We start from the raw sequence: 13,637 nt of genomic DNA on the forward strand, positions 1-13,637 counted from the left end.
ACAGTTCGGTCCTTATCCATCGCAAGCGCAGGAAATTTGAGGGGAACTAACCCTAGTACGAGAGGACCGGGTTGGACAGACCGCTGGTGTACCAGTTGTCCCGCCAGGGGCATCGCTGGGTAGCTATGTCTGGTGTGGATAAGTGCTGAAAGCATCTAAGCACGAAGCCCTCCCCAAGATGAGATTTCCCATTTTCTACGGAAAAGTAAGGTCCCTGGTAGATTACCAGGTAGATAGGCCGGAGGTGTAAGTACAGTAATGTATTGAGCTGACCGGTACTAATCGACCGAGGACTTGACTTGAAATCTTGGTGTTCTTTGTGTACTTTTGAAAGAATGGTCCTGGTGACAATAGCGAAGGGGAAACACCCGTTACCATCTCGAACACGGCAGTTAAGCCCTTCAGCGCAAATGGTACTAGATTTAAGGTCTGGGAGAGTATGACGTTGCCAGGACCTTTTTTTTAATTATTTTACTTAGAAAATTCTTATATAATCACAATTTTTACAAGGAGGGCAATTCATTGATTAGGTTAAACAGATTAAAAGGGAGGGGACTTGTTTTAATTTCCCTTTTATTTTGTTTAATTTTATCAGTTTCTCTTTATTCTATTTTTGGCTTGGTGGAGGCTACTGATTCTATAATAATTGATGCTCAGGGGGTAAAAGTAGATACATTACATAATTCTTTACAGATAGCGGGTAGAACAGTTGATGATTCTAAAGTTTTTGTAGGTTATAAATATAGGGTTAAGGAAGATCAGATTTTTATAAAATTAAGTTATGTTTTGGCCATCAAAAAGGGATCTCATCATTTTAAGATCCGGATAAAAGATAATTTAAGTAAGATAAATAAAATATATTTGCAAGGTAGTTTGGAAAAGGATAAGCGATTATTGTGGGAACGCAGTGTTTCCCGGAAAGATTGATTTTAAAGGTGTGAACGTCAATTTTCCCATTTGATTTGACAAATTGAAAAATTTCGGGGAAAATGAATAGGAAGTTGAATTTTATGGAGGTGTAATGTGTGGAATCGCACAAGCATTTTCTTCAACTGCTTTCTGTTTTAATCATGGTGGCTGCTTTGATGCTTTTTATGGCACCTGAGGAGATGAGAGTTGAGGGAATGTATGCTGTGAAATCAGCTGAACTGGTACCTAAAACGGTGAAACTTGTTGAGGTAGAAGTTGATGGCGAAATCCTAAAAATTATAACTAAAAAAGATTTGGTTAAGGAGGTTCTGGCGGAAACAAAAATTATTTTAGGGGATGCTGATAAAACTGAACCGGAATTGGAAAAAACTTTTGATAATCAAATTAAAGTAATACGTGTGACTAAGAAACAGGTGGAGAAGAAAAAGTATTTGGCTTTTCCTACTGAGGAGAAAAAGTCGGCTGATTTGTTCAAGGGTGAAACTAGAATTTTACAAAAAGGTGAACGGGGAATAGAAAAGGATATTTATGAAGTGATTACCGAGAATGGTCAAGAGGTGGCTCGTAATTTTATTCGAAAAGTTTTGGTTAAAGAACCGATTAAACAGGTAGTAGCTTTGGGGACACGCCAAAGTGCGTATCGGGATGGTTCATCTTTAGATTTTAAAGAAGTACATACCATGACGGCAACTGCTTATACACATACTGGTAATCGTACGGCAACAGGTATTTGGCCTAAAGTAGGTATAGTGGCTGTCGATCCGCGAGTTATTCCCTTGGGAACCAGATTATATGTAGATGGTTATGGATATGCCACTGCTGCTGATGTAGGTGGAGCCATAAAAGGTAAACGTATTGATGTTTTTATGGAAACTAGGGCCGAATGTCGTCAGTGGGGTCGACGTCCAGTACAAGTTTTTGTTTTGCAATAAATTGTTTTGGATTCACAAATATGGTATACTTTAAGAAAGAAAAAACACAGGGTAAACCTGTGTTTTTTCTTTGAAAAAAACAAGGGAGGGAAAGGCATGGCCGGTCATTCCAAATGGTCGAATATTAAGCATCGTAAAAGTAAACAAGATGCTCGTCGGGGAAAAATATTTACAAAATTAGGTCGAGAATTAATTGTTGCTGCAAAAATGGGTGGACCTGACCCTGAAACGAATTTTCGTTTAAAAGTAGCGATACAAAAGGCCAGGGCGGCTAATATGCCTAATGATAATATTGAACGAGCCATTCAGAGGGGTTCGGGTGATCAAGAAGGTGAGGGGTTTTTAGAATTAGTTTATGAAGGTTATGGGCCGGGTGGTGCAGCCATTATGATTAATGCCCTTACAGATAATCGTAATCGAACCGCTGGCGAAATTAGGCACCTTTTTTCTAAATATGGTGGTAATTTAGGAGAAACAGGTTGTGTAGCCTGGATGTTTAAACCAAAAGGTTTGTTAATTTTGGAAAGGAAAACTTTAAACTTGAGTGATGATGATTTGTTTTTATTGGCCTTGGATAATGGGGCTGAAGATATTAGTTTTGATGATGAAGAAGTAATCGAAATTTATACTTTGGTTAATGATTTTCAAGAGGTTAAGGAAAAATTGGAGGCCCAAGGTTTAAATTTTGAAAGTGCTAAAATAGCTATGATTCCGGAAAATCTTGTGGAAATTTTTGATTTAGGGCAAGCTGAGTCATTGTTGAAATTATTGGAGCATTTGGAAGATCATGATGATGTTCAGGATACTTTTACAAATTTTGATATAGCTGATGAAATTATGGAGCAATTAAAGTTAAATGCCTAATCTGGAGGGTTTGGAGTGATTATTTTAGGGATTGACCCCGGAATAGCCATTACTGGTTATGGTGTAATTGACGTTCGGGCTAATAATTTTAAAATGTTGGATTATGGTGTAATTAGAAGTAGTAGTGAGTTAGAAACAGCCCAAAGGTTAAAAAAAATTCACCGGGCAATTGGCGAATTGATTAAAAAACATCAGCCTATAGCTGTAGCTATGGAAGAATTGTTTTTTAATAAAAATGTTAGGTCTGCTTTTTCTGTAGGTCGGGCTCAGGGGGTAGTTATGTTGGCTGGGTGTGAATTGGGTCTTCCCGTTTATGAATATACTCCTTTACAGGTTAAACAGGCAGTGGTTGGTTATGGACGTGCAGATAAACAGCAAGTACAATTTATGGTAAAAACAATTTTGAATTTACGGGAAACTCCTACCCCGGACGATGCAGCAGATGCATTAGCGATAGCTATTTGTCATAGTAATTTTTATTCTTCTGGTTTAGGAAGAAAAGGAGTCTAAGATGATTGAATTTTTACACGGTGAATTACAATTTAAAGGAGATAATTATTTGGTGTTACAAGTAGGGGGCATAGGTTATAAATTATTTACTCCTACTTTGGTAATTCGGGAGCTTCCGGAATTACAAACAGAAATTACCCTATTTACTTATTTACATGTACGTGAAGATGAATTAAGTTTATATGGTTTTTTAACTTTAGAAGAAAGAGACTTATTTATGATTCTTATTCAGGTAAGTGGTATTGGTCCTAAATTGGCCTTGACTATTTTATCACATTTGACCTGTCAAGATTTATATCAAGCTATTATGTTAGAAGATTTAAAGACTCTGCAAACTGTTCCCGGGGTAGGTAAAAAAACTTCCGGGAGAATGGTTTTGGAATTAAAAGATAAGTTCAAAAAACATGTTTTACCCCCGAAAGTGGAAACTAAAACGAAGGGGGAAATGGATCTGCGTCAAGAAGCTATTTCCGCTTTATTGGCTTTAGGCTATAGTTTTGCTGAGGCCCAAAAGGCAGTTCCACAAGTTTCGGAAATAGATAAATATTCGGCTGAAGACTTAATAAAATTGGCTTTGAAAAATTTGGTTAAATATTAAATGGGGGAAAATAAATGACTATGGAGAGAATGCTCTCACCTGATTTATTAAATGAAGAAAAAGAGGAGTTAAGTCTGCGTCCGAGTTGTTTGGCGGAATATATTGGGCAGGAAAAATTAAAGAGGAATCTTTATGTTTTTATTACTGCTGCTAAACAGAGGAATGAGGCTTTAGATCATCTTTTATTATATGGGGCTCCGGGGCTGGGGAAAACAACCATGGCTAAAATTATTGCCCATGAGATGCAGTCTCAGATTAGAATTACATCTGGTCCGGCAATAGAAAGACCAGGTGATTTGGCAGCTTTATTAACTAATCTGGAACCACATGATATTTTATTTATTGATGAAATTCATCGTCTTAATAGAATTGTAGAAGAAGTATTATATCCGGCGATGGAAGATTACTGCTTGGATATTATGATTGGAAAGGGGCCGAGTGCACGTTCTATACGCTTGGATTTACCGCCTTTTACTCTAATTGGAGCAACGACTCGTGCTGGTAGTTTATCAGCACCACTTCGGGATCGTTTTGGAGTGGTGTGTCGATTGGAATTTTATCAGCCTGCTGAATTGGTGATTATTGTGAAAAGGGCGGCCCATATTTTACAAGTGAAAATTAACCAGGCTGGTGCTGAGGAAATTGGCAAAAGGGCCCGTGGTACACCGCGGATTGCCAATCGTTTATTAAAAAGAGTACGTGATTTTGCTCAAGTGCAGGGGGCTGATCTCATTGATCAGGAGGTAGCACAAAGGGCACTGGAAATGTTGGAGATCGATAATTTGGGTTTAGATGAAATAGATCGTAAGATGTTATTAACCATTGTACAAAAATATGGAGGTGGTCCGGTAGGGGTAGAAACCTTGGCTGCTTCCATAAATGAGGAAATTGATACGATTGAGGATGTTTATGAACCTTATTTACTACAACATGGTTTATTACAGCGAACACCGCGGGGAAGAGTAGCTACTATTTTGGCTTATCAGCATTTAGGAATTCCTTATCCTTTTGATGAAACTGGGGGAGAGCAATGAAAATATTGCTGCATATTTGCTGTGCACCTTGCAGTATTTATCCTGTAGAAACATTACGTCAGACAGGTCATGATTTAAGGGGTTATTTTTACAATCCCAATATTCATCCTTATTTGGAATTTGAAAAAAGACTTTCTACCCTAAAAGCATATGCTTCAAAAATAGAATTACCGCTAATTATAGATGATCAGTATGAGCTGCAAGAGTTTTTACGCAGTATTGTTTTTCGGGAAACAGAACGCTGCCGTATATGTTATTATTTACGGCTGCGTAAGACGGCACAAATAGCTAAACACGGTAAATTCGACGCTTTTAGTACCACTTTGTTGGTTAGTCCTTTTCAAAAACAGGAGTTAATTAAGGAAATTGGTAAAGTTATTGCTCAGGAAATTGGTATTGAGTTTTATGGTCCTGATTTTCGGCTAGGTTTTAAAACAGGTGTTTTAAAATCAAAAGCTGAAAAGATGTATCGTCAGCAATATTGTGGTTGTATTTTTAGTGAAGCTGAGCGATACCAGTTGTCAAAAAAATCTAGTAGGTGAAAAGTTCTATGTTTGCTTCCCAAAAAAATAGTTTACTTTTTTTTCTTTCTTTCTTTTTATTTGTTTTTTCAACTGTTGCTATGGCTGAGTCCCCTGCCGCCACACCTACAACTATTCGTGTGGGAGTGGGGGAGAATTTGGTCAGTGTGGAATTGGCAGTTGTTGAAGGTATATATGAATTAGTCGATGGTTTAACCCATAAAATTATCTGTTCTGATTTAACCACAGGTCGTTGGGTTGCAGCTCCGGCTGGAAGTAATAATTTGCGGCTTTATTTTCAAGGTGAGCCACAGGGAGGGGTAATTAGTTCTTATCTTTTACTGCGTCCGCAAAATAGTGCAGGTTTAAATGTCTTTAGTTTGGGGCAAAAGAAATATCGTAATAGTTTATTACTGGAAAATAGGCAGGGAAAAATTCAAGCTATTAATTATTTAGATGTAGAGGAATATCTCTTGGGTGTAGTGGGAGCAGAAATGGGTGTAGGTGCTCCTTTGGAGGCTTATAAAGCCCAAGCTATAGTGTCGCGAACCTATGCTTATTATAGTAAGGCTTTCCCTCAATTAAATTATGATCTAGGAGTTTCCACACAATGGCAAGTTTTTGGTGGTTATGATCAGGAATTATTAAATAGTCCTTTAGTTAAAGAGGCTATTGAACAAACCAAGGGTTTGGTTATTCGTTATGATGGTTCTTTAATACAGGCATTTTTTCATAGTAATTCTGGTGGCTATACTGAAGCTTGTGAAAATGTGTGGTTAGAATCCTTACCATATTTGCAGCCAGTAGCTACTCCTGAAGATTCGGTAGCCCTACAGTCGGATTTGGCTGGTTCTTGGGCTGCGGAAACTTATTTATGGGAAAAAACTTTTACACGGCAAAGCTTAAAAGAACAGCTAGATAAATGGAATAGGACTAATCCACGAGATGTAATTCAAGTAGGTGAAATTAAAGGTATTACTGTACAAAGATGGGCCCTTGATCCACTAAAACGAGAATTTTTAGCCCGAGAGACGGCTTCTGGACGTGTAACTCAGTTGAATTTTGTGGGAACCAGAGGTACTAAAAGTTTTTATCGGGATCAAATTCGTTCTGTGCTGGGATTACGCAGTACTTTATTTGAAATAATTTGTGATTCTTCGGTCAAGATTTGGAATGCTTTTGGTCAGCTAGATGAGATTAATGATGTTTCTAATTTGGTGGCCATAACTGCTGATGGTTATCAAGCCAAATTAAATGGTAATCAGAAAGATTATTATATTTGGGGTGCAAAAGGATTACAAGTAGTACCTAAGGAATTCTTCAGTATTACTTTTCGGGGTAAAGGCTATGGTCATGGTTTAGGTATGAGTCAATGGGGTGCATGGGGAATGGCTTTACGTGGGGCCAGCTGTGAAGAAATTATTGAGCATTTTTATAATCAGAATAAAAATGATGGGCACTTAAGTATTGAGCCAATTTTTTAGAAGGGATGTTTATGCATATCTCAGAATTTGATTATGATTTACCATCAGAATTAATTGCTCAGGAACCTCTTGGGCGGCGTGATGCTTCACGCCTTTTAGTTTTGGAACGTCAAACAGGTAAAATCACTCAAAGGCAATTTGCGGATTTGTTAAGTTATTTAAAACCCGGTGATCTTTTGGTTAGTAATAAGACTAAAGTTATTCCGGCACGTTTATATGGTAGAAGAGAAAAGACAGGTGCTTTAATAGAAGTCTTATTATTAAAGCAAATTAAAGCAAGGCACTGGGAAGTTTTAGTTCGTCCCGGGAAAAAGGCTAGACCTGGTACGCGTATTATTTTTAAAGCTGGTTTATTGGAAGGAAAAGTTATTGAAACCACCTCTTTTGGTGGTAGAATAATTGAATTTAATTATGAAGGTGTCTTTTTGGAAATTTTAGAGTATTTAGGTAAACCGCCTTTACCTCCTTATATAAAAAAAGAAATAGATAGTTTAGAAAGATATCAGACTGTTTATGCCCGGGAACCGGGATCTGCCGCCGCACCCACGGCGGGTCTTCATTTTACTTTACCTTTATTACAAGCAATTCGTGAACAAGGAATAGAATGGCAGGAAATTTTATTACATGTAGGTCTAGATACTTTTCGTCCGGTAAAAGAAACCCTGATTGAAAAACACCGTATGCACTCCGAATATTTTGCTATTTCGGAAGCAGCAGCCGTAAAAATTAATCAGGCTTTGCAGGAAAAAAGAAGAATTATTGCTGTAGGCACAACTACTGTACGAACATTGGAAAGTGCTTTTCAAATTGGAGAAATAAAAGCAGGGGAAGGTTGGACTAATTTGTTTATTTATCCGGGTTATGAGTTTAAAGTGATTTCGGGATTAATTACTAATTTTCATTTGCCTAAATCAACATTATTAATGATGGTTTGTGCTTTTGCCGGCAGGGAAAATGTTTTACGTGCTTATCGGGAAGCAATCAAGAATAGGTACCGTTTTTTCAGTTTTGGGGATGCTATGTTAATTATTTAAAAAGGGGGTGTAAGATTTAGTGTTTTCTTTTGAAGTAATTAAGGAAAGTAAAAAAACCAAGGGTAGATTAGGGAAAATAATTACAGGTCATGGTGAAATTAAAACTCCTGTTTTTATGCCTGTTGGTACACAGGCTACGGTTAAAAGCATGACACCGGAGGAATTAAAAGCCATAGGTGCGGAAATTATTTTAAGTAATACTTATCATCTTTATTTAAGGCCTGGTCATCAATTAATTGAACAAGCTGGTGGGCTGCATCGGTTTATGAATTGGCCGCGACCCATTCTTACTGATAGTGGTGGGTTTCAGGTTTTTAGTTTAAGTAAATTACGTAAAATAAGTGAAAATGGAGTGGAATTTAGATCACATTTAGATGGTTCTAAACATTTTTTTACACCGGAAAAAGTTATGGAAATAGAGATGGCTTTGGGTGCTGATATTATCATGACGTTTGATGAGTGTGTGGCTTATCCCCAGGATTATGATTATGTTAAAGAATCCACTTTGCGGACTTCGCGTTGGGCGGAGCGCTGTTTAAAAGCACATCATAAAAAAGAACAGGCACTTTTTGGTATAGTGCAGGGCGGTATTTTTGAAGATTTACGTAAAATTAGTGTACAAGATTTGGCAGCTATGGATTTTCCCGGATATGGAATTGGTGGCTTAAGTATTGGGGAGCCAAAAGAGTTAATGTATACTATTTTGGAGAAAACTACTGAGCTTTTGCCTGTTGATAAACCGCGTTATTTAATGGGGGTGGGAACCCCGGAGGATTTAATTGAAGGGGTTATAAGGGGAGTTGATATGTTTGACTGTGTTTTACCGACGCGAATTGCTCGTAATGGCACAGTTTTTACCCAGAAAGGCAAAGTAGTGGTGCGTAATGCACGTTATAAAAAAGATTTTACACCTTTAGATCCTCACTGTAATTGTTATACTTGTCAGCATTATACTCGGGCTTATTTACGTCATTTATTTAATGTCAATGAAATTTTGGGTTTACGTTTGACCACCATTCATAATTTAGCTTTTTTATTTCAGTTAATGTCTAAAATTAGACAAGCTTTGTCTGATGATAGTTTAGAGGAATTAAGAAAGGAGATCTGGGGGTATTATTGTGAAAAAGAGGGAAAATAGGGTTTGCATCGAAGTGATGAAAGGGTTAAAATGTAAAATATAGCTAAGATGTTGAGGGGGGAAGTTAATTGCAGGGTCTTTTGAGTAGTGTTTTTTGGTTAGTTGTTTTGTTTGTTTTTATGTATTTCATGTTAGTAAGACCACAACAAAAACATAACAAAATGCGTTTAGCTATGTTGGCAGAATTAAAAGCAGGTGATGAAGTAATCACCGTAGGTGGATTTTACGGAAAAATAGTTGAACTTACCGAAGATACCATGTTTTTGGAAATTGCGGAAAATCTGCGGGTAAAAATGCAGCGTGATGCGGTAAATGTTGTCTTGGCTGATGAAGAAGAAATAACAGAAGAATAAGATTTCCAAAGAAGCTGTTAATTACAGCTTCTTTGCATGTTTGACAAGGATTTGGGCAAGGAATATAATGATTCAGGATGAGCAATTTTGAGAGGCTAAGGAGGGGAAAAAGGAATGAGATGGAAAAAGGTTTTTGCCCTGATTTTGATACTGGGATTAATTATTGGGGGTGCTTTTGCCGCAGTAAAGCCTTTTGGAAATAATCTAAAATTGGGGCTGGACCTTAAGGGTGGAGTTATGGTTAGACTGCAGGCCCAAGGTGAGGTTACAGAGCGTGATCTTGCACAGATTATTGAAATTATGCGTACTCGTATTGATTCCTTGGGGGTAACCGAACCGGTTATTCAAAAAGAAGGCAGGGATCGTGTTTTAGTTGAAATACCCGGTGTAGAGGATCCGGAAGGTGCTATAGAATTAATCGGTAAAATGGCTTTATTGGAATTTAAAACAATGGATGGAGAAGTAGTTTTAACAGGTAAAGATTTAGCTGAAGCACGTGAAGCTAAAAATCCGGAAACTGGTGAATCTTATGTCAGTTTAAAATTTAAAGCTGAAGGTACTGAAAAATTTGCTGAGGCTACATCTCGTTTGGTAGAAATGTATCCTGAAGTAGATGGTCAAAGGGATGAACGGAGATGTATCGCTATTTATTTAGATGGTGAAATGATTCAAATGCCTTATGTTAATGAACCTATTCCCAGTGGGGAAGCCCAGATTAGTGGTGGCTATGCTTCTTTAGAGGATGCTCGTAAGATTGCTTTATTATTACGTTCTGGTGCACTACCTGTTCCCGTTGAAATTATTGAAAATAGAACTGTGGGACCCACTTTGGGTAGTGATTCCATAGAAAAAAGTAAGCAGGCCGCAATATGGGGTTTACTGGCTATTATGATTTTTATGTTAGTTTTTTACCGTGTTCCCGGAATAGTGGCTAATATATCTTTAGTCCTTTATACTCTGCTTTTATTAGGCATTTTATTGGCCATTCGGGCTACTTTGACTTTGCCGGGAATTGCTGGCTTTTTGTTATCAATTGGTATGTGTGTAGATGCTAATATTTTAATTTACGAAAGATTAAAAGAAGAATTACGCAATGGTAAAAGCCTGCGGGCTGCGGTAGATGCTGGGTTCACCAGGGCCTTTACAACTATTTTTGATTCAAACTTAACTACTTTGTTGGCAGCCGGAGTACTCTTCTTTTTAGGTAGTGGCACGATTAAGGGTTTTGCTGTAACTTTAAGTATTGGTATTTTATGTAGTATGTTTACAGCCATTACTTTTACAAGATATTTCCTTAAAACATTAATTGATTCTGGTTTAGTTAAAAATACTAAGTTATATGGGGCATAAGGAGGGAAATAAGGTGAATTTTATTGGTAAACGGAAAATTTGGTATGCATTTTCTATATTATTATTTTTAATTGCTGCAGTTTCCCTTTTTATGCAGGGTTTAAATTTTGGAATTGATTTTCAAGGTGGAACTTTACTGCAATTAAAATTTGAAAAAAGCGGAGTTACTGGTACGGAAATTCGTAATGTATTAGCGGAATTTGGTTTGGAAAAAAGCTTTTTACAACAGTCTGAAGAAACCTATATTTTAAAAACCATGGAATTATCGGTAGAAAAACAAAATAGTGTTTTAAAGGCTTTAGAAACTAAAATTGGCCAGCACGAAGTATTGCGCAGTGAAAATGTAGGACCAATTATTGGTAAAGAATTAAGAAGAGTAGGTATTTTGGCTTTAGTTATTGCCGGTATTTTACAAGTTATTTATATTACCATTCGTTTTGAATTTCGTTTCGGGATAGCTGCAATTATCGCTTTACTGCACGACGCTATAATTGTTTTAGGCTTTTTCTCCTTAGGACAATTTGAAGTGGATTTAACCTTTATTGCCGCTATTTTAACAGTAGTAGGTTATTCAATTAATGACACCATCGTTATTTTTGATCGTATTCGTGAAAACTTAAAATTGAAACGCAAGGATGATTTAGCTACTATCGTTAATTTAAGTATTAAACAAAATTTAGTGCGGGCTATTAATACTTCTTTAACTGTGGCGTTTGTTTTAGTTGCTTTATTGATTCTCGGTGGTGAAACAACACGTTATTTTTCTTTGGCGATGCTGGTGGGTGTAATTTCAGGTGTTTATTCTTCTGTTTTTATTGCTACTTCATTATGGTATGATTTTGTACCTTTGGTAAAAGGTAAAAAGAAATTAATTAAGATCTAAAAATAGCCCCTTTAACAAAACGTTTCTTGTTAAAGGGGATTTTTTTGCCGCTTATGATATAATTAGGGAGTAAATAATTGCTTAGAAGGAAGAAACGATTATGAGACGTAAAATTTGGCAGGTTAAAAAAAGTGATACTCAAATAGTGTCCACTTTGGCTAAGGCCTTAAATCTAGCTGAAACCACAGCCACTATTTTGGTTAATAGAGGATTGACTACTCCTCTAGAGGCACGAGATTTTTTACAGACCTCTTGGCAGGATTTGCAGGATCCTTATTTACTTCCGGAAATGTCGGTAGGAATAGCAAGAATAAAAGCTGCATTGGAAAATCAGGAGCAGATTTTAATTTATGGTGATTATGATGTTGATGGGATTACCAGTACTGTTTTGTTGGTGGATTTGCTAACTCGTTTAGGTGGACAAGTTGCTTATTATTTACCAGATCGAAAAGAAGAAGGGTATGGGCTAAATAAAGAAGCTTTGTTAAAAGCTAAATCTCAAGGTATTAATTTAATTATTACTGTTGATTGTGGTTCTACTTCTTTAGAGGAAGCCCAATTGGCCTATGAATTGGCCATGGATTTGGTGATTACTGATCATCATCAACTGGGAGAAGAATTACCTTTAGCTAAGGCTGTAATTAATCCTCAAAGAATTGCGGAAAAACATCCCTGGTCTAATTTAGCTGGGGTGGGGGTTGCCTTTAAGGTAGGACAGGCACTTGCCCAGGAGTTTTCCCAACCGCAGCTTTGTCAGGAATATTTGGGTTTAGTGGCTTTAGGTACGATTGCTGATTTAGTTCCTTTGTGGGATGAAAATCGTATTTTGGTTAAAGCTGGATTAGAACAAATTCGGCGGGGAAAATGCTGTTTGGGTTTGCGGGCATTAATTAAATCTGCTAATTTATCAAGAGAAACTATTTCCGTCGGACAGGTGAGTTTTGTTTTGGCACCTCGCCTAAATGCGTGTGGTCGTTTAGGACAGGCAGATGAGGCAGTTAGATTGTTTTTAAGTGAAGATCTAGCCGAAATAGAAGCCCTTTGTTTACAGTTGGCTAATCAAAATCGTCAAAGACAAGAGTTAGAGGAGGAAATTTATCGGGAAGCTGTTAGTTTATGGGAAAAAGAAGGCTGTAAGGATGAACATGTAATCTTTTTGGCAGCACCTAATTGGCACCCTGGTGTAATTGGTATTGTGGCTTCTCGTTTAGTGGAGAAATATTATCGTCCGGTAATCCTTTTAACTATTGAAGAAGGGATTGCTAGAGGTTCAGGTAGAAGTATTGCTGGTTTTAATCTCTATCAAGCATTGGCAGAGGTAAAAGGAGATTTACTTTCTTTTGGTGGTCACGAAATGGCGGCTGGTTTAACTTTGGCAGAGGAAAATATTTCACAGGTAAAAAAGAAGTTAAGGGAATATGCTGCTGCAGTTTTAGATGAAGAAAAATTGACCCCATTAATTTCAATTGATGCTGAAATTAATGAGGTGGCAATAAATGAACACTTGGTAAATGAACTAGAATATTTGGCTCCTTTTGGCTGTGGAAATCCGACTCCACTCTTGACCCTGCGTAAAGCTCGTTTAAAAAAAATACAACTGGTGGGTCAGAATGAAGCCCATTTAAAATTATGGTTGGAAAAACAAGCCAAGGAATTTACAGGTATTGGTTTTCGTATGGGAAAAAGAGCTGCGGAATTAACATTGGGTCAGGAGTATGATTTTGTTTTTCGGCTGCAGTTGAATACCTTTTGTGGAAAAACTCAATTGCAATTAGTTTTAACTGATTTTAAGCCTCATTGGCAACCTGATAATCCTTTTAATTTAGTACATTTGGAAGAAAGGAGACGACAAGTAATTTTAGGTGGGGCAGATTTTTATGAAAAACAAAGTGAGGCACTTAGTTTTTTAGATCAAGGTAAAAACACTTTATTGGTTTTAGGCACTGGGCGGGGTAAATCGGCAGTTTTTCAAACTCATGCAGCTAGCTTAGCCTGGAATAAGAAAA

14 protein-coding genes and 2 rRNA genes are annotated in these 13,637 nt (G+C 37.2%); all 16 read left to right on the forward strand.

Annotation, left to right across the window (positions count from 1 at the left end):
- Positions 1-302 (forward strand): 23S ribosomal RNA (locus GX687_01550); the annotation flags it as partial.
- Between the two features lie 38 nt (positions 303-340).
- A 5S ribosomal RNA gene (gene rrf, locus GX687_01555) occupies positions 341-454 on the forward strand.
- Positions 455-522: 68 nt separating this feature from the next.
- On the forward strand, positions 523-927 hold the full coding sequence (locus GX687_01560) for a hypothetical protein (protein HHX96136.1): 405 nt from the start codon (positions 523-525) through the stop codon (positions 925-927).
- 98 nt (positions 928-1,025) lie between these two features.
- Positions 1,026-1,862 (forward strand): DUF348 domain-containing protein, encoded by an 837-nt coding sequence (locus GX687_01565; GenBank protein HHX96137.1) that lies wholly within the window; start codon positions 1,026-1,028, stop codon positions 1,860-1,862.
- A gap of 96 nt (positions 1,863-1,958) precedes the next feature.
- The gene (locus GX687_01570; protein ID HHX96138.1) at positions 1,959-2,726 is read left to right on the forward strand and encodes a YebC/PmpR family DNA-binding transcriptional regulator; all 768 of its coding nucleotides are present in this window, start codon (positions 1,959-1,961) and stop codon (positions 2,724-2,726) included.
- Between the two features lie 15 nt (positions 2,727-2,741).
- Entirely contained in the window at positions 2,742-3,236 is a 495-nt protein-coding gene (ruvC, locus tag GX687_01575) for a crossover junction endodeoxyribonuclease RuvC (protein HHX96139.1), read from the forward strand.
- A 1-nt stretch (position 3,237) separates the two neighbouring features.
- Complete coding sequence (ruvA, locus tag GX687_01580; protein ID HHX96140.1) at positions 3,238-3,834, forward strand: Holliday junction branch migration protein RuvA; 597 nt, start codon at positions 3,238-3,240, stop codon at positions 3,832-3,834.
- Positions 3,835-3,854: 20 nt separating this feature from the next.
- Positions 3,855-4,868 (forward strand): Holliday junction branch migration DNA helicase RuvB, encoded by a 1,014-nt coding sequence (gene ruvB, locus GX687_01585; protein HHX96141.1) that lies wholly within the window; start codon positions 3,855-3,857, stop codon positions 4,866-4,868.
- Positions 4,865-5,410, forward strand: coding sequence for an epoxyqueuosine reductase QueH (locus GX687_01590; GenBank protein ID HHX96142.1), 546 nt, complete (start codon positions 4,865-4,867; stop codon positions 5,408-5,410). Before ruvB ends, GX687_01590 begins: the two co-directional genes overlap by 4 nt.
- An 80-nt stretch (positions 5,411-5,490) precedes the next feature.
- Positions 5,491-6,873 (forward strand): SpoIID/LytB domain-containing protein, encoded by a 1,383-nt coding sequence (locus GX687_01595; protein HHX96143.1) that lies wholly within the window; start codon positions 5,491-5,493, stop codon positions 6,871-6,873.
- Between the two features lie 11 nt (positions 6,874-6,884).
- Positions 6,885-7,907 (forward strand): tRNA preQ1(34) S-adenosylmethionine ribosyltransferase-isomerase QueA, encoded by a 1,023-nt coding sequence (gene queA, locus GX687_01600; GenBank protein ID HHX96144.1) that lies wholly within the window; start codon positions 6,885-6,887, stop codon positions 7,905-7,907.
- 19 nt (positions 7,908-7,926) lie between these two features.
- Complete coding sequence (gene tgt / locus GX687_01605) at positions 7,927-9,045, forward strand: tRNA guanosine(34) transglycosylase Tgt (GenBank protein ID HHX96145.1); 1,119 nt, start codon at positions 7,927-7,929, stop codon at positions 9,043-9,045.
- 119 nt (positions 9,046-9,164) lie between these two features.
- Positions 9,165-9,398, forward strand: a complete 234-nt coding sequence (gene yajC / locus GX687_01610; GenBank protein HHX96146.1) for a preprotein translocase subunit YajC — start codon at positions 9,165-9,167, stop codon at positions 9,396-9,398.
- Between the two features lie 114 nt (positions 9,399-9,512).
- Positions 9,513-10,748, forward strand: a complete 1,236-nt coding sequence (gene secD, locus GX687_01615) for a protein translocase subunit SecD (GenBank protein ID HHX96147.1) — start codon at positions 9,513-9,515, stop codon at positions 10,746-10,748.
- The gene (gene secF / locus GX687_01620) at positions 10,738-11,631 is read left to right on the forward strand and encodes a protein translocase subunit SecF (GenBank protein HHX96148.1); all 894 of its coding nucleotides are present in this window, start codon (positions 10,738-10,740) and stop codon (positions 11,629-11,631) included. Before secD ends, secF begins: the two co-directional genes overlap by 11 nt.
- A 100-nt stretch (positions 11,632-11,731) precedes the next feature.
- Positions 11,732-13,637: single-stranded-DNA-specific exonuclease RecJ (gene recJ, locus GX687_01625; protein ID HHX96149.1), on the forward strand; the 1,906-nt coding region annotated here is incomplete at its 3' end.

The organism is Clostridia bacterium (assembly GCA_012841935.1).
Taxonomy (GTDB): Bacteria; Bacillota; Peptococcia; order DRI-13; family DTU073; genus DUTS01.